Origin of the sequence: Klebsiella sp. BDA134-6, from assembly GCF_015601345.1 — a bacterium.
Taxonomy (GTDB): Bacteria; Pseudomonadota; Gammaproteobacteria; order Enterobacterales; family Enterobacteriaceae; genus Klebsiella; species Klebsiella grimontii.
Genome location: NZ_CP064784.1, coordinates 77,423 through 101,729, shown reverse-complemented (window position 1 = coordinate 101,729; position 24,307 = coordinate 77,423). Strand labels below are relative to the sequence as shown.

The 24,307-nt window shown below is 57.0% G+C and carries 23 protein-coding genes; 14 read left to right on the top strand and 9 right to left on the bottom strand.

Features of this window, described 5'->3' with window-relative positions; translation table 11 throughout:
- Positions 1 to 77 precede the first annotated feature (77 nt).
- Together menA and rraA are read left to right on the top strand one after the other, a co-directional pair.
- Complete coding sequence (gene menA, locus IYV58_RS00470) at positions 78 to 1,004, top strand: 1,4-dihydroxy-2-naphthoate polyprenyltransferase (protein WP_004127244.1); 927 nt, start codon at positions 78 to 80, stop codon at positions 1,002 to 1,004.
- Positions 1,005 to 1,096: 92 nt separating this feature from the next.
- The gene (rraA, locus tag IYV58_RS00465; RefSeq protein ID WP_004127241.1) at positions 1,097 to 1,582 is read left to right on the top strand and encodes a ribonuclease E activity regulator RraA; all 486 of its coding nucleotides are present in this window, start codon (positions 1,097 to 1,099) and stop codon (positions 1,580 to 1,582) included.
- Between the two features lie 59 nt (positions 1,583 to 1,641).
- Here rraA and pfkA read toward each other — a convergent pair whose 3' ends face one another.
- The 3 genes from pfkA to cpxP form a co-directional block, all read right to left on the bottom strand.
- Entirely contained in the window at positions 1,642 to 2,604 is a 963-nt protein-coding gene (pfkA, locus tag IYV58_RS00460; RefSeq protein ID WP_004127238.1) for a 6-phosphofructokinase, read from the bottom strand.
- Positions 2,605 to 2,806: 202 nt separating this feature from the next.
- Positions 2,807 to 3,703: a CDF family cation-efflux transporter FieF gene (fieF, locus tag IYV58_RS00455; protein ID WP_195729367.1), complete on the bottom strand. Its 897-nt coding sequence runs from the start codon at positions 3,701 to 3,703 to the stop codon at positions 2,807 to 2,809.
- Between the two features lie 149 nt (positions 3,704 to 3,852).
- Positions 3,853 to 4,356, bottom strand: coding sequence for a cell-envelope stress modulator CpxP (cpxP, locus tag IYV58_RS00450; protein ID WP_004127232.1), 504 nt, complete (start codon positions 4,354 to 4,356; stop codon positions 3,853 to 3,855).
- Between the two features lie 149 nt (positions 4,357 to 4,505).
- On the opposite strand from cpxP, the gene cpxR reads away from it, so the two are divergent.
- Both cpxR and cpxA read left to right on the top strand, forming a co-directional pair.
- Positions 4,506 to 5,204 (top strand): envelope stress response regulator transcription factor CpxR, encoded by a 699-nt coding sequence (cpxR, locus tag IYV58_RS00445; RefSeq protein ID WP_004127228.1) that lies wholly within the window; start codon positions 4,506 to 4,508, stop codon positions 5,202 to 5,204.
- A complete protein-coding gene (cpxA, locus tag IYV58_RS00440; protein WP_004107505.1) occupies positions 5,201 to 6,574 on the top strand; it encodes an envelope stress sensor histidine kinase CpxA in 1,374 nt (457 codons plus the stop codon). The genes cpxR and cpxA overlap by 4 nt, the downstream gene beginning before the upstream one ends.
- 92 nt (positions 6,575 to 6,666) lie before the next feature.
- Here cpxA and yiiM read toward each other — a convergent pair whose 3' ends face one another.
- Together yiiM and sodA are read right to left on the bottom strand one after the other, a co-directional pair.
- Positions 6,667 to 7,341: a 6-hydroxyaminopurine reductase gene (gene yiiM, locus IYV58_RS00435; RefSeq protein WP_024360578.1), complete on the bottom strand. Its 675-nt coding sequence runs from the start codon at positions 7,339 to 7,341 to the stop codon at positions 6,667 to 6,669.
- A gap of 71 nt (positions 7,342 to 7,412) precedes the next feature.
- Complete coding sequence (gene sodA, locus IYV58_RS00430; protein WP_004127220.1) at positions 7,413 to 8,033, bottom strand: superoxide dismutase [Mn]; 621 nt, start codon at positions 8,031 to 8,033, stop codon at positions 7,413 to 7,415.
- A 291-nt stretch (positions 8,034 to 8,324) separates the two neighbouring features.
- On the opposite strand from sodA, the gene rhaT reads away from it, so the two are divergent.
- Positions 8,325 to 9,359 carry an L-rhamnose/proton symporter RhaT gene (rhaT, locus tag IYV58_RS00425; RefSeq protein ID WP_004127216.1) on the top strand — a complete coding sequence of 345 codons (1,035 nt, stop codon included), beginning with the start codon at positions 8,325 to 8,327 and terminating at the stop codon, positions 9,357 to 9,359.
- A gap of 5 nt (positions 9,360 to 9,364) precedes the next feature.
- Here the strand turns inward: rhaT and rhaR are convergent, their stop codons facing one another.
- Together rhaR and rhaS (IYV58_RS00415) are read right to left on the bottom strand one after the other, a co-directional pair.
- Entirely contained in the window at positions 9,365 to 10,213 is an 849-nt protein-coding gene (gene rhaR / locus IYV58_RS00420; protein WP_004127212.1) for an HTH-type transcriptional activator RhaR, read from the bottom strand.
- A 74-nt stretch (positions 10,214 to 10,287) separates the two neighbouring features.
- Positions 10,288 to 11,124: an HTH-type transcriptional activator RhaS gene (gene rhaS / locus IYV58_RS00415; RefSeq protein ID WP_004127210.1), complete on the bottom strand. Its 837-nt coding sequence runs from the start codon at positions 11,122 to 11,124 to the stop codon at positions 10,288 to 10,290.
- A gap of 311 nt (positions 11,125 to 11,435) precedes the next feature.
- Between rhaS (IYV58_RS00415) and rhaB the strand changes: the two genes are divergently transcribed.
- The 9 genes from rhaB to rhaM all read left to right on the top strand — a co-directional run bounded on the left by rhaB (position 11,436) and on the right by rhaM (position 21,385).
- Complete coding sequence (rhaB, locus tag IYV58_RS00410; RefSeq protein WP_087828802.1) at positions 11,436 to 12,902, top strand: rhamnulokinase; 1,467 nt, start codon at positions 11,436 to 11,438, stop codon at positions 12,900 to 12,902.
- Complete coding sequence (gene rhaA / locus IYV58_RS00405) at positions 12,899 to 14,158, top strand: L-rhamnose isomerase (protein ID WP_087828801.1); 1,260 nt, start codon at positions 12,899 to 12,901, stop codon at positions 14,156 to 14,158. The genes rhaB and rhaA overlap by 4 nt, the downstream gene beginning before the upstream one ends.
- 136 nt (positions 14,159 to 14,294) lie before the next feature.
- Entirely contained in the window at positions 14,295 to 15,125 is an 831-nt protein-coding gene (rhaD, locus tag IYV58_RS00400) for a rhamnulose-1-phosphate aldolase (RefSeq protein WP_139529970.1), read from the top strand.
- Positions 15,126 to 15,210: 85 nt separating this feature from the next.
- On the top strand, positions 15,211 to 16,197 hold the full coding sequence (gene rhaS, locus IYV58_RS00395; protein WP_004127197.1) for a rhamnose ABC transporter substrate-binding protein: 987 nt from the start codon (positions 15,211 to 15,213) through the stop codon (positions 16,195 to 16,197).
- Between the two features lie 96 nt (positions 16,198 to 16,293).
- Complete coding sequence (locus tag IYV58_RS00390) at positions 16,294 to 17,805, top strand: sugar ABC transporter ATP-binding protein (protein ID WP_004127195.1); 1,512 nt, start codon at positions 16,294 to 16,296, stop codon at positions 17,803 to 17,805.
- Positions 17,805 to 18,809 (top strand): ABC transporter permease, encoded by a 1,005-nt coding sequence (locus IYV58_RS00385; protein ID WP_195729366.1) that lies wholly within the window; start codon positions 17,805 to 17,807, stop codon positions 18,807 to 18,809. Before IYV58_RS00390 ends, IYV58_RS00385 begins: the two co-directional genes overlap by 1 nt.
- Positions 18,806 to 19,810: an ABC transporter permease gene (locus IYV58_RS00380; protein WP_195729365.1), complete on the top strand. Its 1,005-nt coding sequence runs from the start codon at positions 18,806 to 18,808 to the stop codon at positions 19,808 to 19,810. Before IYV58_RS00385 ends, IYV58_RS00380 begins: the two co-directional genes overlap by 4 nt.
- A gap of 115 nt (positions 19,811 to 19,925) precedes the next feature.
- A complete protein-coding gene (gene fucO / locus IYV58_RS00375; RefSeq protein WP_004127190.1) occupies positions 19,926 to 21,074 on the top strand; it encodes a lactaldehyde reductase in 1,149 nt (382 codons plus the stop codon).
- Positions 21,071 to 21,385: an L-rhamnose mutarotase gene (gene rhaM / locus IYV58_RS00370; protein WP_087828797.1), complete on the top strand. Its 315-nt coding sequence runs from the start codon at positions 21,071 to 21,073 to the stop codon at positions 21,383 to 21,385. Before fucO ends, rhaM begins: the two co-directional genes overlap by 4 nt.
- Before the next feature lie 54 nt (positions 21,386 to 21,439).
- Here rhaM and IYV58_RS00365 read toward each other — a convergent pair whose 3' ends face one another.
- Together IYV58_RS00365 and IYV58_RS00360 are read right to left on the bottom strand one after the other, a co-directional pair.
- Complete coding sequence (locus IYV58_RS00365; RefSeq protein ID WP_195729364.1) at positions 21,440 to 22,804, bottom strand: right-handed parallel beta-helix repeat-containing protein; 1,365 nt, start codon at positions 22,802 to 22,804, stop codon at positions 21,440 to 21,442.
- 97 nt (positions 22,805 to 22,901) lie between these two features.
- Positions 22,902 to 24,290 carry a glycoside-pentoside-hexuronide (GPH):cation symporter gene (locus IYV58_RS00360; protein ID WP_004127186.1) on the bottom strand — a complete coding sequence of 463 codons (1,389 nt, stop codon included), beginning with the start codon at positions 24,288 to 24,290 and terminating at the stop codon, positions 22,902 to 22,904.
- Positions 24,291 to 24,307 lie beyond the last annotated feature (17 nt).

Here is a 24,307-nt window from a genome sequence, read left to right as displayed (position 1 = left end):
GGGGTGAATGAGCGTAGCCTACGTATCTGCAGCCTGAAGTATGAAGGGTAGGGCCCCATTTTTATTGGCCGGGACTTATGACCGAACACGCAATCACTCGCACCCAGGCCTGGCTGGAAAGCCTGCGCCCCAAAACGTTACCTCTGGCCTTTGCTGCCATTATTGTTGGCTCCGCGCTTGCCTGGCATCAGGGCAGTTTCGATCCCTGGGTTGCGCTGCTGGCCATCATTACCGCCGGTTTATTACAAATCCTCTCCAATCTGGCCAACGATTATGGCGACGCGATAAAAGGCAGCGATAAACCTGACCGTATCGGCCCGCTGCGCGGTATGCAGAAAGGCGCCATCACCCAGGCGCAGATGAAACGCGCGTTGATTCTTACCGTGGCGCTGATTTGTCTCTCCGGCCTGACGTTGCTATTCCTGGCCTGGCAAACCATGGCCGATTTTATCGGTTTTATGGTCCTCGGCGGTCTCGCGATCGTTGCCGCCATTACCTATACCGTCGGCACTCGCCCTTACGGCTACATCGGCCTTGGCGATATCTCCGTGCTGGTGTTCTTCGGCTGGCTTAGCGTCGTCGGGAGCTGGTATCTGCAGGCGCACAGCGTTGAAGCGGCCATTTTCTTACCCGCCACCGCCTGCGGTCTGCTGGCGACGGCGGTGCTGAATATTAACAATCTGCGCGATATCGACAGCGATCGTGAAAACGGTAAAAACACCCTCGCCGTGCGCCTGGGGCCGGTTAACGCTCGCCGCTATCACGCTTGCCTGCTGTTTGGCGCGCTGCTGTGCCTGGCGCTGTTTAACCTGATCTCGCTGCATAATCCGTGGGGCTGGCTGTTCCTGCTGGCGACGCCGCTGCTGGTTAAGCAGGCGCGTTATGTGATGCGGGAGCGCGACCCCGTCGCCATGCGTCCAATGCTCGAAAGAACCGTTAAAGGGGCACTGCTGACCAACCTGCTGTTTGTTATCGGAATTATTTGCAGCAGGCTTGCGGCTTAACTGACAAATATCAATTAACAATTGATGATTTTGCCAACAGCGTGATTCACGAGATATACTGAAAATTCTCGCAGCAACTGAACGTTAAGCCTATGAAATACGATACTTCCGAGCTTTGTGACATCTACCAGGAGGATGTCAACGTCGTGGAACCTCTGTTCTCCAACTTTGGGGGGCGCTCGTCGTTTGGTGGACAAATCATCACGGTAAAATGTTTCGAGGATAACGGGTTGCTCTACGATATGCTCGAACAGAACGGCCGTGGTCATGTCCTGTTGGTTGACGGTGGTGGTTCCGTTCGACGCGCATTGATTGACGCTGACCTGGCGCGTCTGGCCGTACAAAACGAGTGGGAAGGGCTGGTCGTCTATGGCGCGGTGCGTCAGGTTGACGATCTGGAAGAGCTGGATATCGGTATCCAGGCGCTGGCCGCCATCCCCGTCGGAGCCGCAGGTGAAGGGATCGGCGAAAGCGACGTGCGCGTCAACTTCGGCGGCGTCACCTTCTTTTCCGGCGACCATCTCTACGCCGATAATACCGGGATTATCCTTTCCGAGGATGCCCTGGATATCGAGTAGCTTCCCGCCCATAAAAAAGGCCTTCTCTCTGAGAAGGCCTTTTTGTTTCCGTTGGAAGCTTAGTACAGCTTCTTAGCGCAATCCAGCCAGTCGCTTTTGAACGGACGTTTCATGTTCTCAATAGCGTCGATAATGTCGTGGTGCACCAGCTTCTCGTTCTGAATACCGACGCAGCGGCCGCCGAAGCCCTGCAGCAGCAGGTCAATCGCGTACGCGCCCATGCGGGATGCCAGAATACGGTCATAAGGAACCGGAGAGCCGCCGCGCTGAATGTGGCCCAGTACGGTTGCGCGAGTTTCACGGCCGGTCTCTTTCTCGATGTAGTGAGCCAGCTCGTCGACGTCGCACATATGCTCGGTGATCGCCACAATCGCGTGCTTTTTGCCTTTGGCGATGCCCGCCTTAATTTCTGATACCAGGTCGTCGCGAGTGTATTCAACCTCAGGCACCATGATGAACTCACAGCCGCCGGAGATAGCTGCCGCCAGGGTCAGGTCGCCGCAGTAACGGCCCATCACTTCCACAACGGAAATACGCTGGTGGGAGGAAGAGGTGTCACGCAGGCGGTCAATTGCCTCTACCACGGTGCTCAATGCGGTGAAGAAGCCAATGGTATAGTCGGTGCCTTTGATATCGTTGTCGATAGTGCCCGGCAGGCCGATGCAGGGGAAGCCCATCTCAGTCAGACGCACGGCACCCATATAGGAACCGTCACCACCGATAACCACCAGCGCATCCAGGCCGCGCTTTCTCATATTTTCAATGGCGACTGCGCGAATATGTTCTTCGCGGAATTCTGGAAAACGCGCCGACCCCAGGAAGGTGCCGCCGCGGTTGATCATGTCGGAAACGCTGTAGCGGTCGAGCTGAACCATACGATCTTCATACAGGCCGAGGTAACCGTCATAGATTCCAAAAACTTCCAGACCTTCCGTTAATGCCGCACGCACAACGCCACGAATTGCTGCGTTCATGCCCGGGGCATCACCGCCACTTGTCAACACACCGATTTTCTTAATCATGACTACCTCTGAACTTAGGAAGCAAAAAATAATCCTGTTGCCTGAAGCGCCCCTCACCAGGAGTGCACAACGATAATTGCAATAGTATATCAAACGCTTCTGGCTGAATTGATTCAGGTCAGACCAAATGGCGGTAATTTATACAAAAAATGCCGATCCGCCCCACACTTTTACATCGAGTTTACAGACTATAACCTAAAGATCATAAAACACCCTGCCGCCCTAACGGCACCACAGAGCAGGGGTCCTGGTGGATAATGACATCGGACCCGGGAAAACGGAGCAACAACGCCTGCTCCACCTGGTCGGCAATTACGTGTGCCTGAACCAGCGGGAGGTTATCTTCCATTTCCAAATGAATCTGAATAAAGCGAGTCGGCCCTGACTGCCGCGTTCGTAGATCGTGCGCCCCGCTGACGCCTGGCCACGCGGTCACGATATTGATAATTTCCTGGCGTTCCTCATCAGGAAGCGCGCGGTCTAACAACGACTGAACGGCGTCATAAGCCATGCGCAGCGCGCTATATAAAATATAGACGCCTATACCTAATGCAAACAGCGCATCAGCACGGTGCCAGCCGTACCAGGAGAGGGCCAGCGCCACCAGAATTGCGCCGTTCATCATAACATCAGACTGATAATGAAGCATATCCGCCCGTACCGCCTGACTTTGTGTTTTTCTTACGACCCAGCGCTGGAACGTGACCAGCAGCAGCGTGCTGACCAGCGCAATCAGCGTCACCGCCATCCCAACGCCCGCCGCATTCATCGGCTCAGGACGAACGAGATGATCAATACCGGTCAAGAACAGAAACAGCGCCGAGCCGGAGATAAACATACTTTGCGCCAGCGCGGCCAGCGATTCCGCTTTACCATGGCCAAAGGTATGTTCTTCATCGGCAGGCTGCAGCGAATAACGCACCACCAGCAGGTTGGTCAACGAGGCGGCGATATCCACCAGTGAATCAACCAGCGCCGCCAGAATACTCACAGACCCGGTATACCACCATGCAAAAATCTTGATCAAAAGTAACGCAGAGGCCATCACCGTCGCCGCAATCGCCGCGCGGCTCACCAGCTGCCCATAAGATTGATTCATAAACGCTCCTTACTTCGCGATGCGCTTAGTATAACCCGATCTTTTACCGGGACGGGGAGGCAGGAGGGCGCTGAATAACGGGCAAAAAAAACCCCCACATCATGTGGGGGAAGACAGGGATGGTGTCTATGGCAAGGAAAACAGGGTTGTTACTGGGGTTGCAGGGTATTGCTACTACTCGAAAGCATCATCGCTGAGCCTTTATGCATCCGTGCAACCTCACGCAACTGATCCATTCGTTGCTGGTGCTTAGCGTTTAAAACCGCTTGCTGCTCTGGCGTTAGCAGGTGATACATCTGGTTGCGAACTTTTGCCATTTCAACCTGGCGGGCAACCTGTTCCTGCGCCATCTTATCTGCCTGAGCGCGTACAGCGTTTTCATCAAAATTTTCTGCGGTGACAAGGCGATGCATTGTCTCCATTTCGCTAACATTAACGGGTGGCCTGTCGTGGCGTGCCCGCTGCATAAGATCTCGTAACTGTTGCCGTTGGTGTTCAGTTAAACTTATGCCGTCAAACATATGGCTCTGGCTGCTGCGCTGGACCCCTTCGTCTCCGGGAAGCCAGTTAACGCTGGTGACGACTTCAGCGGCTTGGCTATATGCACTTAGCGCCAGCGTTGAGGCCATGACGGCAGCGATAACATTGCGCATCACATACTCCCAAAACGTTTGTGTCGCGATTCAACGAGAGAGAGTTTACGATGCAGGCTGCAAACATGCGTCAGGGGGTGTAAAACAACGTAAAGTCATGGATTAGCGAGCCTTGATGACGTAATTTCTGCCTCGGAGGTATTTAAACAATGAATAAAATCCTGTTAGTAGATGATGACCGGGAGCTCACCTCCCTGTTAAAAGAGCTGCTCGATATGGAAGGTTTTAATGTGCTCGTCGCCCATGATGGGGAACAGGCGCTGGCCCTTCTGGACGACAGCATCGATTTACTTTTGCTTGATGTGATGATGCCGAAGAAAAACGGTATCGACACGCTCAAAGAGTTGCGTCAGACACACCAGACCCCGGTTATCATGCTAACGGCCCGCGGGAGCGAGCTGGATCGCGTTCTCGGCCTCGAGCTGGGCGCGGACGATTATTTGCCTAAGCCGTTCAACGATCGTGAGCTGGTGGCGCGTATACGCGCGATTCTGCGCCGGTCGCACTGGAGCGAGCAGCAGCAGACAACCGAAGCCGGTTCACCGACGCTGGAAGTGGATGCGCTAAGCCTTAACCCCGGTCGCCAGGAAGCCAGCTTCGATGGTCTGACCCTGGAACTGACCGGCACCGAGTTCACCCTGCTCTATCTTCTGGCGCAGCATCTTGGCCAGGTGGTATCGCGTGAGCATCTTAGCCAGGAAGTGCTGGGTAAACGCCTGACGCCATTCGATCGCGCGATCGACATGCACATCTCCAACCTGCGGCGCAAGCTGCCGGAGCGCAAAGACGGCCATCCGTGGTTTAAAACCCTGCGCGGACGCGGCTATCTGATGGTATCGGCTTCATGATTGGAAGTTTAACCGCACGCATCTTCGCTATTTTCTGGCTCACGCTGGCGCTGGTGTTGATGCTGGTTCTGATGCTGCCCAAGCTGGACTCGCGCCAGATGACCGAGCTGCTGGAGAGCGAGCAACGTCAGGGCATCATGATTGAACAGCACGTCGAGGCCGAACTGGCGAACGATCCGCCAAACGACCTGATGTGGTGGCGTCGTCTGTTTCGCGCCATCGATAAGTGGGCTCCGCCGGGCCAGCGTTTGCTGCTGGTTACCAGCGAAGGTCGCGTTATCGGCGCCGAGCGCAACGAAATGCAGATTATCCGCAACTTTATCGGCCAGGCGGATAACGCCGACCATCCGCAGAAAAAGCGCTATGGTCGTCTGGAAATGGTCGGGCCTTTTTCCGTCAGGGATGGAGAAGATAACTACCAGCTCTATCTGATTCGCCCTGCCAATACATCACAATCAGACTTCATCAATCTGCTGTTCGATCGGCCGTTACTGCTGCTGATCGTCACCATGTTAGTCAGCGCCCCGCTGCTGCTGTGGCTGGCGTGGAGCCTGGCGAAACCCGCACGTAAGCTGAAAAATGCCGCCGATGAAGTCGCCCAGGGCAACCTGCGTCAGCATCCGGAGCTGGAAGCCGGTCCGCAGGAGTTTTTAGCCGCCGGGACCAGTTTTAACCAGATGGTGACCGCGCTGGAGCGCATGATGTCCAGCCAGCATCGTCTACTGTCCGATATCTCGCACGAACTGCGCACGCCGCTGACCCGCCTGCAGTTAGGCACCGCGTTGCTGCGCCGCCGCAGCGGGGAAAGCAAAGAGCTGGAGCGCATTGAGATGGAAGCGCACCGGCTGGATAGCATGATCAACGACCTGCTGGTGATGTCGCGCAATCAGGCGAAAACCGCGCTGGTCAGCGAAACGGTGAAAGCCAACCAGCTGTGGGGCGAGGTGCTGGATAACGCCGCCTTTGAAGCCGAACAGATGGGGAAATCGTTCACCGTCGAGTATCCGCCGGGGCCCTGGCCGCTGTACGGTAACCCCAATGCGCTGGAGAGCGCGCTGGAAAATATTGTACGTAACGCGCTGCGCTATTCGCATACCAAAATTTCAGTAAGCTTCTCGGTGGATAAAGACGGAATTACGGTTAACGTCGATGATGACGGGCCGGGCGTGAGTCCGGAGGATCGCGAGCAGATTTTCCGTCCGTTCTACCGTACCGATGAGGCGCGCGACCGCGAGTCTGGCGGTACCGGCCTGGGTCTGGCGATTGTCGAAGCGGCGATTCAACAGCACCGCGGTTGGGTAAAAGCCGACGACAGCCCGCTGGGCGGTCTGCGTTTAACCCTCTGGCTGCCGCTGTATAAGCGCACCTGATGCCCCCGGCCTGCGCTTCGCCAGGCCGGGTTCGAAACGGGGAGCCCGGATAAAGCGCAAAGCGCCGCCATCCGGGAACGCGCACGGAAGCGCTATTTTCCCCACAATCTCCGCGAATTATTCTCGATCTGCCCGCTTAAACGCCGCTTCTGCATCGTTCTGCTCCAGCTTACCGACAGCCCCGCCGCGGAAAGTAAACGTCGGTACTGGTCATCATCGAACGGCATCTGCCAGGCGATGGCGCCCGCTTCGTGAACGCTGACGTCGCTGAGCCGGGATACCAGCGCCAGCGGCGCATCGCTGGAGACTTGCCCACCCGCCACCACCCGATACAACCAGCCGGTTTTACCGCTGTTCTGCATAAGCTGGGCCATATCGCTGACGGCAAAATGATAGTTGAGCTTGAAGCAGGGAGAGCGCGGCTGCGTCACCTGGATCAGCGCCTCTCCCCAGCGAAAGATATCGCCGATGTAGACATTTTTTTCCGTCAGCCCTTCGGTCGAGAGATTCTCGCCAAACGCCGGGGCGCAGAAAAGATCCGCCTGCTGCGGAAGTTCAAGCGCCCAATGGGCATAGTGTTCTCGGGGATAGTGGCACAGCGCGCGGTCCGGTCCGCCGTGAATTTTCTTCTCGGCCTGCTCATCGCCCTCCAGCCCCAAATCGCCGAGGGTCAGTTCACCATCGACCTGGACTTTCCCGATGGCGCTTGGACGGCTGCCGTCGTAATCCCTTACCTTGCCCACAAAGACATTCACCGGATAGTGCATCGCTGCTCCTTTGCTGCGGATATAAAAAAAGCGAGTCATCAGACTCGCTTCTCGCTCAGCACAATGCAACCTTATTTTTTGGCGGCAAAACGCGCTGCGGCTTCGTCCCAGTTCACGACGTCCCAGAACGCTTTGATGTAGTCCGGACGACGGTTCTGGAATTTCAGGTAGTAAGCGTGTTCCCACACGTCCAGGCCGATAATCGGAAAGCCGGAAGCGCCGGAGATAGCTTCACCCATCAGCGGGGAGTCCTGGTTAGCGGTAGAAACCACCGCCAGCTTGTCGCCTTTCAGCACCAGCCACGCCCAGCCGGAGCCGAAACGGGTCGCAGCCGCTTTTTCAAATTCCGCTTTGAAGTTGTCAACGGAACCGAAATCGCGCTCGATAGCCGCTTTCAGGTCGCCCTGCAAGGTGGTACCGGTTTTCAGGCCTTTCCAGAACAGGCTGTGGTTAGCGTGGCCGCCGGCGTTGTTACGCAGAACGGTTTTTTTGTCTGCCGGCAGCTGATCCAGTTTGGTAATCAGCTCTTCTGCGGACAGGCTCGCGAATTCAGGCAGGCTTTCCAGCGCCGCGTTGGCGTTGTTCACGTAGGTCTGGTGGTGTTTAGTGTGATGGATTTCCATCGTCTGCTTGTCAAAATGCGGTTCCAGGGCGTCATAAGCGTACGGCAGGGCAGGCAGTGTGTAACTCATAATCATCTCCATTATTGTCGAGCGGCGGAAAGTGTTAATGCCGCGTAAGCAGTTGGTTCATTATAGTTAATTAAATGATATTGAAAACGCTTATCAATGCCGTATTTTTAATAAGGTTATAACAGGGGGGGATTGATGTCGTTTTGTGATACAGAACAACTAATTAAGTTTTTGGTTGCCAGGTTCAGGCTTCCGGTGGCAACAGCTTAAAGGCGGAAAAACTGACCGATTTTTACACTCACCGGGTCGGAAGAAGATTTATCCGATAAAAAATAGATGAGGATAAAATCAATGAATCACGCGATTACGATGGGTATTTTTTGGCATTTGATAGGTGCGGCCAGTGCAGCCTGTTTCTATGCCCCGTTCAAGAAAGTTAAACATTGGTCCTGGGAAACCATGTGGTCTATCGGCGGTATTGTCTCCTGGCTGATCCTCCCCTGGGCCATCAGCGCCATGCTGCTGCCCGATTTCTGGGCCTATTACGGCTCTTTTAACGCCTCCACGCTGCTGCCCGTTTTCCTGTTCGGCGCCATGTGGGGTATCGGTAATATCAACTACGGCCTGACGATGCGCTACCTCGGCATGTCGATGGGGATCGGCATCGCGATTGGTATCACGCTGATTGTTGGCACCTTAATGACGCCGATTCTTAACGGTCAGTTTGCTGTTCTCATTAACACCAAAGGCGGCCAGATGACGCTGCTCGGCGTGCTGGTCGCGGTGATTGGCGTGGGGATCGTCACCCGCGCCGGCCAGTTGAAAGAGCGCAAAATGGGCATCAAAGCCGAAGACTTCAACCTGAAAAAGGGGCTGGTCCTGGCGGTGATGTGCGGCATCTTCTCGGCCGGTATGTCGTTCGCCATGAACGCCGCCAAGCCGATGCATGAAGCGGCCGCCGCGCTCGGCGTTGACCCGCTCTATACCGCGCTGCCAAGCTATGTGGTGATCATGGGCGGCGGCGCGCTGGTTAACCTCGGCTTCTGCTTTATTCGTCTGGCAAAAGTGAAAAACCTGTCGATAAAAGCCGACTTCTCGCTGGCAAAACCGCTCATCGTCAGCAATATCCTGCTTTCGGCGTTAGGCGGCCTGATGTGGTATCTCCAGTTCTTCTTCTATGCCTGGGGCCACGCCAGCATTCCGGCGCAGTACGACTACATGAGCTGGATGCTGCATATGAGCTTCTATGTGCTGTGCGGCGGCCTGGTGGGTCTGATACTGAAAGAGTGGAACAACGCCGGTCGTCGTCCGGTGGGCGTCCTCAGCCTCGGCTGCGTGGTGATTATTATCGCCGCCAATATCGTTGGTCTGGGAATGGCGAACTAGCGTCGTCAGGCGGCGGTGCGACTGCGCTGCCGCCACTGCCCTGGCGTCATGCCTATCTCGCGGTTAAACACCACCGAAAAGTAGTTGCTGTCTTCAAACCCGCACTGCATCGCCACTTCGCCAATCAGCCGTTCGGTATGCTGCAGCAGATACTGCGCGTGACAGATGCGCAGCTGGCGCAGGTAGTGGTTGATGGTCATCCCCGTCTGCTGACGAAACTGCTGACGCAGCGCGCGTTCGCTGCACCCTTCGCGCTCGCAAAAACGGTCAAGAAAGAAGGGACGATTGAGGCTGCCCGCCAGCTCGGTGAGCAGCTTATCGAGCAGCGCTTCGCTTTGGGTTGCCGCCAGATTATCGGTGGCGTAGCGATAGCGCTGAAGAATAAGCGCCAGCTGGGCAAACAGCAGTTCGGCCATATTATTGGCCTGCGCATCGCTGCGGCTGCTTTCATGCTCCAGCTGGGTAATCACCTGCCTGACCTGGGCCATGCCGCTGCTGCCAATCCGCCAGTGCGGAACCCACGGAGTGCCGAACAGACCGGGAATATGCGCCGCCCAGTCAAAGTTAAGCCGCAGCCGGTCCGGGCAGTAAATGACGTTTTGCAGGACGAGATCGTTCACCGAGGCGTAGGAGTGTTTGTCTTCCGCGCGGATATAGAACAGATCGCCGCGGGTAATCCGCCACGGGCGATCGTTAAGGACGTGCAGGCCGTTCCCCCGCCACACCAGCACCAGTTCGCAGAACTCGTGGGTATGCTCGGCGAAGACGTTTTGCGGATAGCGATCCGCTACCGCCACCGCCTGAGCGGGGGAGGCGAAAAATTCATCTTTGCGAAGAATCAGCTGACCTGCCACGACATCAACTCCGGACGCGAAAAAACGAGTCATTATTCGCGTTTATGCCTGCTAAAACGTTGACTGCTCTCGCGTTACTGAAGAATGGCGTCGCGTCCCTGGCGAATATCACGCGGAGACCAGGCAAACTCCCGGCGAAAAAGCGTCGAAAAGTGGTTACTGTCGCCGAATCCACAGCGATAGGCGATATCGGTCACACTATCATCGCTATGGCGCAGCAGATGGCGCGCCTTCATCAACCGCACCCGATTCAGATAGCGCTGCGGCGTCAGTCCGGTTTGCTGTTTTAACTGGCGATGCAGGGTTCGCAGGGAGAGTGAAAACCGCGCCGCGACCTCTTCCCAGCAGATATCTTCGGCAAAATGGTCTTCCAGCCAGGCCATTAAATGGTTCAGCCGCGCCTCGTTGTCCGACGCCCCTTCAGCCAGACTGCTTTTACGCAGGTGCACCAGCAGTTGCATAAATAAAATCTCGCGGCTGGCGATAGCGTGCATATCCGCATCCGCGCCGACCTCCTCCATCTGATCCACAATCTGGCGCACCTGCTGCAAAGCGCTCTGATTAACCCGCCAGTGCGAAAGGTAATTTCCCTCTTGCTCCTGCGGCAGCAGCGCGTTCAGGCCGGACAAAAAGCGAAACGCGTCCGGCGCGCGATAGAGCACATTGGTCAGGCACAAATTATCGGTATGTTCGTAGAGATGGCGGTCGTGATCGCGAATAAAGCAGACCGAACCGCCGCTGATGGTGTAGGGCTGGCCGTTGAAAACGTGAATTCCCGTACCGTGTTCCACAATAACAATCTCATGAAAATCATGGTGATGTTCAGGAAAAGCGGATTGCGGGAGCCGCGGCTCAATGGCGACAGCTGAAACGCCGGACTTAAAGAAATCCACACTGTGCAACATGGTCATAGCAGCTCCTCGAAATGAGAAATGTTATCAATCAGTGGAGCAAATAGTAATTAAGGGGCGGCGATCCGGCCTTCAATTTTTGACCGTAAAATTCGTAAAGCCTGCCGCTTTTTCAAGAAATGACGGGAAAGATCGGGAACTGCGGACAACATCACATCCCGCACGCCACCGCGGAGAAAACGAAACTGTGACCTCTCTCACGGTCACCTTTGCTTTCTTGCCAGCGGCCAATTTTCCCTGTCAGTAACAAGAAGGTGAGCCTGACGCGACTTTTTTAGACTGCATGCAATGATTTTCACAAGGATCTTCCCATGAGTCTTCGTCATTGTGTCGCCGTTGATTTAGGCGCCTCCAGCGGGCGGGTGATGCTAGCCAGCTATCAACCCGGCCAGCAAACCCTGGCCCTGCGCGAAATTCACCGCTTTACCAATAGTCTGCAGAAGGTCGATGGCTTCGACTGCTGGGATCTCGATAGCCTGGAAGAGGAAATTCGCCGCGGTCTGGAGAAGGTCTGCGAACAGGGCATCCTGATCGACAGCATCGGCATTGATACCTGGGGCGTGGATTATGTCCTGCTGGATAAACAGGGCCAGCGTGTCGGCCTGCCGGTTTCCTATCGCGACTCTCGCACCCAGGGCCTGATGCGCCACGCCGAAGCCCAACTGGGCCGCGCGGAAATCTACCGCCGCAGCGGCATTCAGTTTCTGCCGTTTAACACCCTTTATCAGCTGCGCGCGCTGGTTGAACAGCAGCCGGAGCTGGTCAGCCAGGCCGCGCACGCGCTGCTGATCCCGGACTACTTTAGCTTCCGCCTGACCGGCAACATGAACTGGGAATACACCAACGCCACCACCACGCAGTTGGTCAACATCAACAGCGATAGCTGGGATGAAGACCTGCTGAACTGGAGCGGCGCGCCGCGCGAATGGTTCGGTACGCCGACCCATCCCGGCAACGTCATCGGCCACTGGATTTGCCCGCAGGGCAATCACATCCCGGTGGTCGCCGTCGCCAGCCACGATACCGCCAGCGCGGTTATCGCCTCGCCGCTGGCCAGCAAAAACGCCGCCTACCTCTCTTCCGGCACCTGGTCGCTGATGGGCTTTGAAAGCAAAACCCCCTGCACCAGCGATGCGGCGCTAAGAGCCAATATCACCAACGAAGGCGGCGCCGAAGGCCGCTATCGGGTGCTGAAAAATATTATGGGCCTGTGGCTGCTGCAGCGGGTGCTCAAGGAGCAAAACGTCGGCGACCTGCCAGCGCTGATCGCGCGTACTGCTGCGCTTCCGGCCTGCCGCTTCGTCATCGACTGCAACGATGACCGCTTTATCAACCCGGACCACATGAGCGCGGAAATCCAGGCCGCCTGCCGCGAATCCGGGCAGCCGGTTCCTGATACCGACGCCGAACTGGCGCGCTGCATTTTCGACAGCCTGGCGCTGCTCTACGCCCGGGTGCTCAACGAGCTGGCGGCGCTGCGCGGTCAGCCGTTCAGCCAGCTGCATATCGTCGGCGGCGGCTGCCAGAACGAACTGCTTAACCAGCTGTGCGCCGACGCCTGCGGCATCACCGTGGTTGCCGGCCCGGTTGAGGCCTCCACGCTTGGCAATATCGGTATCCAGCTGATGACCCTGGATGAGTTGAACAACGTCGATGAATTCCGTCAGGTGGTACGACAAAACTACGCTCTCACTACCTTTACCCCTAATCCTGAAAATGAAATTGCCCGCTTCGTCGCGCAGTTTCAGCCACAACAGAACAAGGAGCTTTGCGCATGACCACTCAACTTGAACAAGCCTGGGAAATTGCCAAACAGCGCTACGCCAGCGTCGGCGTGGACGTCGAGGAGGCCTTGCGCCAGCTGGATCGCCTGCCCGTGTCCATGCACTGCTGGCAGGGCGATGACGTCGTCGGTTTCGAAAACCCGGAAGGAAGCCTGACCGGCGGTATTCAGGCCACCGGCAACTACCCGGGTAAAGCGCGTAACGCCAGCGAGCTGCGCGCCGACCTTGAGCAGGCGATGAGCCTGATCCCCGGGCCAAAACGCCTGAACCTGCACGCGCTCTATCTGGAATCCGATACGCCGGTATCGCGCAATGAAATTAAGCCGGAGCACTTTAAAAACTGGGTGAAGTGGGCGAAAGCCAACAAGCTGGGGCTGGATTTTAACCCCTCCTGCTTCTCGCATCCGCTGAGCGCCGACGGCTTTACGCTGTCGCACGCCAACGATGAAATCCGTCAGTTCTGGATCGATCACTGCAAGGCCAGCCGCCGTATTTCCGCTTACTTCGGCGAGCAGCTGGGCACGCCGTCAGTGATGAATATCTGGATCCCGGACGGCATGAAGGATATTACCGTCGACCGCTTCGCGCCGCGCCAGCGTCTGCTGAACGCGCTCGATGAAGTGATTAGCGAAAAGCTCGACCCGGCGCACCACATTGACGCCGTGGAGAGCAAGCTGTTCGGTATCGGCGCGGAAAGCTACACCGTCGGCTCCAACGAGTTCTACATGGGTTACGCCACCAGCCGCCAGACCGCCCTGTGCCTGGATGCAGGCCACTTCCATCCGACGGAAGTCATCTCCGACAAGATCTCCGCCGCGATGCTCTATATCCCGCGCCTGCTGCTGCACGTTAGCCGCCCGGTACGCTGGGACAGCGACCACGTGGTACTGCTGGATGACGAAACCCAGGCCATCGCCAGCGAAATCATCCGTCACGATCTGTTCGACCGCGTGCATATCGGCCTCGATTTCTTCGACGCTTCGATTAACCGCATCGCGGCGTGGGTGATTGGCACGCGCAATATGAAGAAAGCGCTGCTGCGCGCCCTGCTGGAACCGACCGCCCAGCTGCGTCAGCTGGAAGTCGACGGCGACTACACCGCCCGTCTGGCGCTGCTGGAAGAGCAGAAGTGCCTGCCGTGGCAGGCCATCTGGGAGATGTACTGTCAGCGTCACGATACGCCGGCGGGCAGCCAGTGGCTGGATAACGTACGCGCTTATGAAAATGCGGTTCTGAGCCAGCGCGGGTAATGCCTGGACGTTCCCCGGGTCGCGGCCGGGCTACGAACTGGTAGCCCGGATAAGCCGTTTACGGCGCAATCCGGGGCTCGCACATATTCAGGGCGAGGGGCCAACCCCGCGCCGAATCAACAGGAAAGACAAGACTATGCAGACCATTATCGACGCCTGGTTCGTCCAGGGCATGATTAAAGCCACTTCCGACGCCTGGCTGAAAGGCTGGGACGAGCGCAACGGCGGCAACCTGACGCTGCGCCTGGACGAAGCGGATATTGAACCCTACGCGGCGGATTTTCACGCCAAACCGCGCTATATCGCCCTGAGCCAGCCGATGCCGACGCTGGCTAACCAGCCGTTTATCGTCACCGGTTCCGGTAAATTCTTCCGAAACGTCCAGCTCGACCCGGCGGCTAACCTCGGGGTGGTGAAAGTCGACAGCGACGGCGCGGGATACCATATTCTTTGGGGCCTGACCAACGACGCGGTGCCCACTTCCGAGCTGCCGGCGCACTTCCTGTCGCACAGCGAGCGCATCCGGCTGACCAACGGCAAAGACCGGGTGATCATGCACTGTCACGCCACCAACCTGATCGCCCTGACCTACGTGCTGGAGAACAGCAGCGATCTGTTCACCCGCAAGCTGTGGGAAGGAAGTACCGAATGTCTGGTGGTCTTCCCGGACGGCGTCGGCATCCTGCCGTGGATGGTGCCGGGCACCGACGAAATCGGCCAGGCCACCGCCGAGGCGATGCAGAAACATTCGCTGGTGCTGTGGCCGTTCCACGGCGTTTTCGGCAGCGGCCCCAATCTGGACGAAACCTTCGGCCTGATCGATACCGCCGAGAAATCCGCCGAGGTGCTGGTGAAAGTCTATTCAATGGGCGGGATGAAACAAACTATCACCCGCGAAGAGCTGATAGCCCTTGGCAAACGCTTCAACGTTCAACCCCTGCAGTCCGCATTAGACCTTTATCAATAACAACATCGCGCCCCGCTCACCGAGACGGGGCGAAAAAAGCACCTGCAAACCCTACAAACTAACTCGATTATGTGGAGTAAAAGCAATGAAAACAAACACAAGCTTGATCCTCACCGTTGCCATCCTGGCGTTGTCCGGTTCCGCTTTAGCCGAAGTCAAAATCGCCCTCGTGGCGAAATCATTGGGAAATGGATTCTTCGAAGCAGCGAACGTCGGCGCGCAGGAAGCAGCCAAAGAGTTAGGCGATGTCAAAGTGATCTATACCGGCCCGACCACCACCACCGCCGAAGCGCAGATCGAAGTGCTGAATGGTTTGATCGCCCAGGGGGTGGATGCGATCGCCATTTCCGCTAACGATCCCGACGCCGTGGTGCCGGTGCTGAAAAAAGCGATGCAGCGCGGTATTAAGGTGGTCTCCTGGGACTCCGGCGTCGCGCCAGCGGGCCGCCAGATCCATCTTAATCCGTCCAATAACGCGCTGATTGGCGAAACCAACGTTAAGCTCGCCGCCGATGCGCTGAAGGCGCTGAACGTGGAAAAAGGCGATGTGGCGATTTTAAGCGCCACCCCAACCTCCACCAACCAGAACATCTGGATTGAGGAGATGAAAAAGGTGCTGCCGCAGTACCCGTCCGTCAATCTGGTGACCGTCGCCTACGGGGACGATCTGTCGGATAAAAGCTACCGCGAAGCGGTGGGCCTGCTGAAGTCATACCCTGACCTGAAAGTGATTGTTTCGCCTTCGTCGGTGGGGATCGTGGCCGCCGCGCAGGCGGTAAAAGATCAGGGCAAAATCGGCAAGGTCTACGTTACCGGGCTGGGGCTACCGTCGGAAATGGCTGGGGCGATTAAATCCGGCGCCAGCAAAAGCTTCGCCATCTGGAACCCGATTGACCTCGGCTACGCCGCCACGTATCTGGCCGACGATTTAGTCAAAGGCACGGCGACCAAAACCGAAGCCAATATGGGCAAACTGGGCAAAGTGAAGCTGGACGCCGACGGTAGCGGCGCGATGGCCGAACCGTTCGTCTACGATGCGAGCAACATCGATAAGTTCTCAAAAATCTTCTAATCCCCCTTACCCGACCCTCTCTCCTCAAGGGAGAGGGAACAAACCACTCTCTCGCTCTTTGGGGGAGGGTAAAGGGTAATTTGACGGAGAACTATCATGTCAGCATCCACCCCACTGCTGTCGCTGAAGGGCATCACCAAGGTTTTTCCCGGTGTCCGCGCCCTTGAAAACGTGCAGCTCGATCTCTGGCCCGGCAAAGTGACCGCTTTAATCGGCGAAAACGGCGCGGGGAAATCTACGCTGGTCAAAGTGATGACCGGCATTTATCAGCCCGAAGAGGGCGAGATTCTCTATAAAGCGATCCCTATCCAACTGCCGAACCCGGAGTCGGCGCACAAGGTCGGGATCACCGCGATTCATCAGGAAACCGTGTTGTTCGACGAACTCTCGGTGACCGAAAATATCTTCGTCGGCCAGTATCTGCATCGCGGCCTGCTGAAGAAGCTCGACTGGCCCGCCATGCACCGCAAAGCCAGCGAAATTCTCACCCGCCTCGAGGTACAGATTGACCCTCGCGCGACGCTGAAAACCCTCAGCATCGCCCAACGCCATATGGTAGCCATCGCCCGGGCGCTCTCCTTTGAAGCCCAGGTGGTGATCCTCGATGAACCGACGGCGGCGCTCTCGCAGCATGAAATTCTGGAGTTTTATCAAATCGTTGAGCGCCTGAAGCAGGACGGTAAAGCGATTCTGTTTATCTCGCATAAGTTCGATGAGATTTTCGAGCTGGCGGACTACTACACCATTCTGCGCGACGGCGTGTACGTCAGCTCCGGCGCGATTAACGACATCACCGAAGAGCGGATGGTGGCGATGATGGTGGGCCGCGCGATTACCCAAACCTACCCGAAAGTCGACTGTATTCCGGGAGAAACGGTGCTGGAGGTGAAAGACCTTTGCCACCCCACCGAGTTCGCCCATATCAGCTTCAGCCTGCGCAAAGGGGAGATTCTTGGCTTTTACGGCCTGGTGGGCGCCGGGCGCACCGAGCTGATGCAGGCGCTCTCCGGAGTCTCACATCCCTCTTCCGGCGATATTGTGCTGAAGGGGAAACCGATGCGCTTTCGCCAGCCGGCCGACGCGATCGGCGCCGGTATCGTCTGCGTGCCGGAAGAGCGGCAGAAGCAGGGAGCGATTATCGCCCTGCCGATCGCCCAGAACATCAGCCTGCCGCAGCTCAGCAAACTGAACCCCGGCGGCGTGCTTAACGACGCCCGCGAATGGCGGCTGGCGGACGAGTACGCTTCGCGCCTGCAGGTTAAGGCCTTTAGCTGGCGGCAGGCGGTGGAAACCCTTTCCGGTGGCAATCAGCAAAAAGTGGTGATCGGCAAATGGCTGGCGACCCATCCCGAGGTGATTATCCTCGACGAACCGACCAAAGGCATCGATATCGGCTCCAAAGCGGCGGTGCACCAGTTTATGTCCGAGCTGGTCAGCCAGGGGCTGGCGGTGATTATGGTCTCTTCGGAGCTGCCGGAAGTGATGGGTATGGCCGACCGGATTATCGTGATGCATGAAGGGCTGATGGTCGCCGAGTACCGCGCCGGTGAAGCGACGGCGGAAACCATCGTTAGCGCCGCCAGCGGCATTGGTCAGGAGGCAGCGTAATGGGCCGACAACTGCTTAAACACCGTGAAGCGCTGCTGGCGGCGGTCGTCATTTTGATGATCGGCGCGATCGGCAGCCGGGCGCCGTCGTTCGTCTCGCCGGGCAATCTGGTGGAGATGTTTAACGACACCGCCATCCTCATCATCCTCGCCCTCGGCCAGATGATGGTACTGCTCACCAAAGGCATCGATCTGTCGATGGCCGCCAACCTGGCGCTGACCGGGATGATCATCGCCCTGCTCAACGCCCACTATCCGGGTATTCCGGTGGCGGCGCTGCTGGCGCTGGCGACCCTGCTGGGCCTGCTGATGGGGATAATTAACGGCCTGCTGGTCTGGCGGCTCGGCATCCCGGCCATCGTGGTCACGCTGGGCACCATGAGTATTTATCGCGGGATTATCTTCCTGCTCTCCGACGGCGGCTGGGTGAACTCGCACCAGATGAGCGCCGATTTTCTCGGCCTGCCGCGCGCCTCGCTGCTGGGGCTGCCGCTGCTGAGCTGGTGCGCCATCGCCGCACTGCTGCTGGTGGGCTATTTCCTGCGCTTCAGCCGCACCGGTCGGGCTTTGTACACCGCGGGCGGCAACGCGACGGCGGCGTACTACACCGGGATTAACGCCGGGAAAATGCAGTTTGTCAGCTTCTGCCTCTCCGGCGCGCTGGCCGGGTTCTGCGGCTATCTGTGGATCTCGCGCTTCGCCGTCGCCTATGTCGATGTCGCCAACGGTTTTGAACTGCAGGTAGTCGCCGCCTGCGTCATCGGCGGCATCAGCACCATGGGCGGAACCGGTCGCGTGCTCGGCTGTCTGTGCGGCGCGCTGTTCCTTGGGGTGATTAATAACGCGCTGCCGGTGATTGGCATTTCGCCGTTCTGGCAAATGGCCATTTCCGGCGCGGTGATCGTCATTGCGGTGCTGCTTAACGAACGCGGTAATAAAGGTAGCGGGCGATTAATCCTGCGCAACGCGGCGCTGGCGCGGCAGAAACAGGCGGTGAAATCATGAGCAAAATAATGATGTCTGAAGAGATGAAAAGCGCCCCGGCCGCGCCGTCGCCGCTGCGCCGTCTGCTGTGCTGGGAAGGGTTTCTGCTGGCGGTAACCCTGGCGGTATTCGTGGTTAACGCCCTGGCGTCGCCCTACTTCCTTAATATCTGGAACCTGTCGGACGCCACGTTTAACTTCACCGAAAAAGCGATCATCGTGTTGCCAATGGCGATGCTGATTATCGCCAGAGAGATCGACCTTTCGGTGGCGTCGACGATGGCGCTGAGCTCAACGGCGATGGGCTTCTGCGCGGCGGCGGGTATGGATACGCCGCTGCTGGTGGCCGTCGGGCTGGGCGTGGGGCTGCTGTGCGGCCTGTTCAACGGTATCCTGGTGACGCGCTTTAACCTATCATCGATCGTCATCACCATCGGTACCATGAGCCTGTATCGCGGGATAACCTACATTCTGCTCGGCGACAAGGCGCTCAATCACTACCCGGAGAGCTTCGCCTGGTTCGGCCAGGGCTACGTGTGGGGGGCGCTCTCTTTTGAGTTCGCGCTGTTTATCCTCCTCGCCGCCGCCTTTACCTTCCTGCTGCATAAAACCAACTTTGGCCGCCGGACCTACGCCATCGGCAATAACCCAACCGGGGCCTGGTTCTCTGGCATCAACGTCAAGCGTCACAATCTGGTGCTGTTCGCGCTGGTCGGGCTGATGGCCGGGCTGGCGGCGGTCCTGCTGACCTCGAGGCTCGGCAGCACCCGCCCGACGCTGGCGATGGGCTGGGAGCTGGCGGTCATCACGATGGCGGTGCTCGGAGGCATCAATATTCTCGGCGGCTCCGGCAGCATGGTGGGGGTGATTATCGCCGCTTTCCTGATGGGGCTGGTGACGTTTGGCCTGAGCCTGCTCAACGTGCCGGGGATCGTGATGTCGATCATTATCGGCGCGATGCTGATCGTGGTGATCTCGCTGCCGATTATTACCCGGCGGATGATGCAGCGAAGACGAATTTAATTTCCCCTTCACCCTAATCTGACCGGTACGTGTAGTCCGGGTAAGGCGCCAGCCGCGACCCGGGGGCGGATGAAGGGAAACGGATTACCCAAAATCAACATTAAGGAGAATTATCATGAGTTTTATGTTGGCACTGCCCAAAATCAGCCTCCACGGCGCGGGCGCAATCGGTGATATGGTCAAGCTGGTGGCGGGCAAACAGTGGGGTAAAGCGCTGATCGTCACCGACGGTCATCTGGTCAAAATGGGCCTGCTCGATAGCCTGTTCACCGCCCTGGACGCCCAGCAGATGTCTTACCATCTGTTTGACGAGGTGTTCCCTAACCCAACGGAAGCGCTGGTGCAACAAGGCTACGCGGCGTATCAGGAAGCAAACTGCGACTTTATTATCGCCTTCGGCGGCGGCAGCCCAATTGATACCGCCAAAGCGGTCAAAATCCTCACCGCCAATCCGGGACCGTCCACCGCCTACTCCGGCGTCGGCAAGGTGAAAAACGCCGGCGTGCCGCTGGTGGCGATCAACACCACCGCCGGAACAGCGGCGGAGATGACCAGCAACGCGGTGATCATCGACGCCGAGCGCAAGGTGAAAGAGGTGATTATCGACCCCAATATCATCCCGGATATTGCCGTCGATGACGCCAGCGTGATGCTGGATATCCCGCCATCCATTACCGCCGCCACCGGCATGGACGCGCTGACCCACGCCATTGAAGCCTTCGTGTCCGTTGGCGCGCATCCGCTGACCGACGCCAACGCCCTGGAGGCGATTCGCCTGATCAACCTGTGGCTGCCGAAAGCCGTGGACGACGGACATAACCTTGAAGCCCGCGAGCAGATGGCGTTTGGCCAGTATCTGGCGGGCATGGCGTTTAACAGCGCCGGTCTGGGCCTGGTGCACGCGCTGGCCCATCAGCCGGGCGCCACCCACAACCTGCCGCACGGCGTGTGCAACGCCATCCTGCTGCCGATCATCGAAAACTTTAACCGCCCGAACGCCGTCTCCCGTTTCGCCCGCGTGGCGCAGGCGATGGACGTCGATACCCGCGGCATGAGCGATGAGGCGGCCAGCATGGAGGCAATCAACGCCATCCGCGCGCTGAGCAAACGCGTCGGCATTCCGCAAGGCTTCAGCCAGCTTGGCGTTAGCAAAGCCGATATCGAAGGCTGGCTGGACAAAGCGCTGGCCGACCCGTGCGCGCCGTGCAACCCGCGCGCCGCCAGCCGCGATGAAGTTCGCGAACTCTATCTGGAGGCCTTATGATCCGCAAAGCTTTCGTTATGCAGGTCAACCCGGACGCGCATGAAGAGTATCAGCGCCGCCATAACCCCATTTGGCCGGAGCTGGAAGCGGTGCTGAAAGCCCACGGCGCGCAACATTACGCGATATATCTCGATAAAGCGCGCCATCTGCTGTTCGCCACGGTGGAGATTGAGTCCGAAGCGCGCTGGGATGCCGTCGCCAACACGGAGGTGTGCCAGCGCTGGTGGCGGCATATGCGCGACGTGATGCCCGCCAACCCGGACAACAGTCCGGTAAGCGCGGAGCTCAAAGAGGTGTTTTATCTCGATTAAATCCCTGACGGCCCCGCTGCGTTTAGCGGGGCCACCGCTTGAGGTTGAAGAGCGTTACATCGTTCCGGGAACAGGCGTGGCCCTGAAGGCGTTTACCGCCCTGTCCATCAGCACCTGATTGTCACTTCCGCTATCCAGGATCGTGTTTTGCGCAGAGCGCTTTTCTACCAGCACGGCGACCGCATCGAGGGCTTTTAATCTGTCCGTGGTGAGCAAGGCGCTGACCTGCGCCGCAAAGCAGGCATCCTCTTCCAAAGTTTGCGCCTGCGCCGCCGACGCCTCAGTCGTCGCCACGATATGGTTATTGGCAAGGTAGTTCCCCTTGCCGGCAACAAGACGGATGACGATCGGCTTTATTCCCTGCGGCTTGAGATACTGGACATCGACGGTTTCGGAAATATGATTGGCAATAATCGAGTTATTACTCCCGTCAATATACAGCAGACCATAGGTATCATCTCGCCCATTGTCATAAGCCTGCATCGGCGGCCAGGGCTCACGATCGCGCAAGAAGTGGTTTGCCGAGATCAGATTCTCCGCGCAGTTGTTCTCCATTATCAGCATGCCAGGATAAAACGAATGGAATCGGTTGCTGGTGACGCAGGAGCGTACAACGCCGGATAAGTGGACGCTGCTGGCGCCGCGCGGGAAAATATTGTTGGTAGAAATTAATAACCCGCCGAAGTTTTGCGCGTAAATGGAATAGCCTTTATAACCTGCGCCAATCAAGTTATCGGTTATTTTTGACGCCTGCCCGGCGCCGCGGAGTTCAATACAGTTACCACATTCGGCAATAAAGTTATTATGGATCGCCATCGCATCGCTGTTGTACGCGGTGAGGCCATGCTCGAGGTAGATGAACCCCATCCCGGTGATCCGAAAGGCGTCCTGCGCGCTGGCGATATAAATTCCGGTTTTACCGTTGGTGTAGGTATTTTCCGGATCGTTGTTTCCCAGCCCATCATCCACAAAGTGCAGACCATCAATACAGAAGTTTTCGAACGCCACCGAACTGATACGCGGCGCCCCGCTGCGCTTTACATAAAACGCGGCGCCGGCGTGCTCTTCATCGCCGTCCTGCGGACAAAGATCGACCAGGATACGGCTCCCGCCCGGCCACAGATCGTGCAGATTCGCCCATTCATCCGCTGGGGTATTAAAGCGAATGCTTGAGGAGACAAAACCATGCCCGGCGCCCATTATTTTTAAATAGCTTATATCAATCAAGACCTGCGTCGTCAGATGATAATCGCCGGGCGGGATAAAGATAGCGGCGCCCGGTTTTCCGCCGTCGTTGATATCGGTTTCGGTTTGCCGGGATTTAATATCGGCGATAATACTATTAATTACTTCACCAATATCCTGATAGGAATTACCCACCGGCCACCGCGTGACATCATAATAATTTTCAGGCACCATAAAAACCTCCTTTTATATTAAATAGAAATTAATAAGCAATATTTAAACGGTAGTTATTTCATTGTTGAATAAAACCGATACTCTGCGCTCCAGGTCATTAACCGTGGCCTTTTTCCAGCTCGCGCTTTGCCAGATCCGTTTTAATTCTTTCAAGGAAAGCGTTATTCAGCTTAAAATAGCGCACCAGATACGCGCTGATGAAATAACTCACCATCGGCAGCAGTGAAAACATCATGATAATACCTTGAATGGTCTGCGAATTTTGCTGCGGCTCATTCGCGACATAGCCGGTAAACGCCAGAATCCAGGCGACGATCGCGCCGGCGACCGCCAGACCCATTTTGAGCATAAACAGGTTTCCCGCGAAGGAGATGCCGGTCAGGCGTTTACCAAATTTCCAGTCGCCGTAATCGTCGACGTCGGACATCATCGCCCACAGAATAGGGCCAGACTGTATTAAATGCAGAACGTTAATAATGATGAACAGCGTCATCAGCGGGGTCAGGGATTGCGGATCAACAAACCACAGCGCAAATGAGAGAATGCCGAGAATAATATTAATAACGCGGAACAGCGCCAGCTTATCAAAGCGATCGGTTAGCGGTTTGGCAAGCACGCTGCCCAGCATATTACAGGCCACGCCCAGCGCCATAAAGAAGGTAATAAATCCAACCGACTCTTTCATGACGTAAGTAGCATAATAGATAGTGACGCCACCGCGGATAAATGCCGGGAAAACGTTCAGGAAGGTAATAGCGATCATCAGGAGCCACTGATCGTTTTTGATAATATCGCGCAGGTCTTTCTTCAACGACTCGTTTTGCTTCACCGACACCACCCGCTCTTTAATGCTGGAAAAGCAGAACAGGAACATCAGCGTTGCCGCGCCGCCCATAATGATCATGGTCAGTTGGAAACCGGAGGCGCGATCGCCGTTACCCAGCCAGTCCGTTAACGGCAGAATAGAGGAGGAAATAATTAATGTCGCCAGGCCATTAAGGAAAAAACGCCAGGACAGACAGCCCATACGCTCTTTCTGATTGAGGGTAATCACGCCGCCGACCGAGCAATAGGGAATATTAATCGCGGTGTAAATCAGCGACATGACAAGATAGGTGACCCAGGCATAGATAATCTTGCCGTTCATGCTGAGATCGGGGGTAGTAAACATCAGTACCGCGCCCAGGCCAAACGGAAGCGCCATCCATAATAACCATGGACGGAATTTACCCCAGCGCGAGATGGTGCGGTCGCAGATTGCCCCCATTAGCGGATCGCTAAAAGCGTCAAAGATACGGATAACCAGGAATAATGTGCCAACCACCCCGGCATTCAGGCCATAAACATCGGTATAAAACCACGTCAGATATAGCGCCAGGACGCTCCATATCATTCCCGACCCGGCGTCACCCATGCCGTAGCCTATCTTCTCCCTGAGCCCGAGCTTTTCATAAGCGCCTGGCTTTTCCATTGCGGTAGCAGACATAAATACACCTATTTTTG

Coding starts and splice junctions, on each gene's coding strand:
- menA (WP_004127244.1), top strand. CDS start 78: ATGACCGAACACGCAATCACTCGCACCCAGGCCTGGCTGGAAAGCCTG.
- rraA (WP_004127241.1), top strand. CDS start 1,097: ATGAAATACGATACTTCCGAGCTTTGTGACATCTACCAGGAGGATGTC.
- pfkA (WP_004127238.1), bottom strand. CDS start 2,604: ATGATTAAGAAAATCGGTGTGTTGACAAGTGGCGGTGATGCCCCGGGC.
- fieF (WP_195729367.1), bottom strand. CDS start 3,703: ATGAATCAATCTTATGGGCAGCTGGTGAGCCGCGCGGCGATTGCGGCG.
- cpxP (WP_004127232.1), bottom strand. CDS start 4,356: ATGCGCAATGTTATCGCTGCCGTCATGGCCTCAACGCTGGCGCTAAGT.
- cpxR (WP_004127228.1), top strand. CDS start 4,506: ATGAATAAAATCCTGTTAGTAGATGATGACCGGGAGCTCACCTCCCTG.
- cpxA (WP_004107505.1), top strand. CDS start 5,201: ATGATTGGAAGTTTAACCGCACGCATCTTCGCTATTTTCTGGCTCACG.
- yiiM (WP_024360578.1), bottom strand. CDS start 7,341: ATGCACTATCCGGTGAATGTCTTTGTGGGCAAGGTAAGGGATTACGAC.
- sodA (WP_004127220.1), bottom strand. CDS start 8,033: ATGAGTTACACACTGCCTGCCCTGCCGTACGCTTATGACGCCCTGGAA.
- rhaT (WP_004127216.1), top strand. CDS start 8,325: ATGAATCACGCGATTACGATGGGTATTTTTTGGCATTTGATAGGTGCG.
- rhaS (WP_004127210.1), bottom strand. CDS start 11,124: ATGACCATGTTGCACAGTGTGGATTTCTTTAAGTCCGGCGTTTCAGCT.
- rhaB (WP_087828802.1), top strand. CDS start 11,436: ATGAGTCTTCGTCATTGTGTCGCCGTTGATTTAGGCGCCTCCAGCGGG.
- rhaA (WP_087828801.1), top strand. CDS start 12,899: ATGACCACTCAACTTGAACAAGCCTGGGAAATTGCCAAACAGCGCTAC.
- rhaD (WP_139529970.1), top strand. CDS start 14,295: ATGCAGACCATTATCGACGCCTGGTTCGTCCAGGGCATGATTAAAGCC.
- rhaS (WP_004127197.1), top strand. CDS start 15,211: ATGAAAACAAACACAAGCTTGATCCTCACCGTTGCCATCCTGGCGTTG.
- IYV58_RS00390 (WP_004127195.1), top strand. CDS start 16,294: ATGTCAGCATCCACCCCACTGCTGTCGCTGAAGGGCATCACCAAGGTT.
- IYV58_RS00385 (WP_195729366.1), top strand. CDS start 17,805: ATGGGCCGACAACTGCTTAAACACCGTGAAGCGCTGCTGGCGGCGGTC.
- IYV58_RS00380 (WP_195729365.1), top strand. CDS start 18,806: ATGAGCAAAATAATGATGTCTGAAGAGATGAAAAGCGCCCCGGCCGCG.
- fucO (WP_004127190.1), top strand. CDS start 19,926: ATGAGTTTTATGTTGGCACTGCCCAAAATCAGCCTCCACGGCGCGGGC.
- rhaM (WP_087828797.1), top strand. CDS start 21,071: ATGATCCGCAAAGCTTTCGTTATGCAGGTCAACCCGGACGCGCATGAA.
- IYV58_RS00365 (WP_195729364.1), bottom strand. CDS start 22,804: ATGGTGCCTGAAAATTATTATGATGTCACGCGGTGGCCGGTGGGTAAT.
- IYV58_RS00360 (WP_004127186.1), bottom strand. CDS start 24,290: ATGTCTGCTACCGCAATGGAAAAGCCAGGCGCTTATGAAAAGCTCGGG.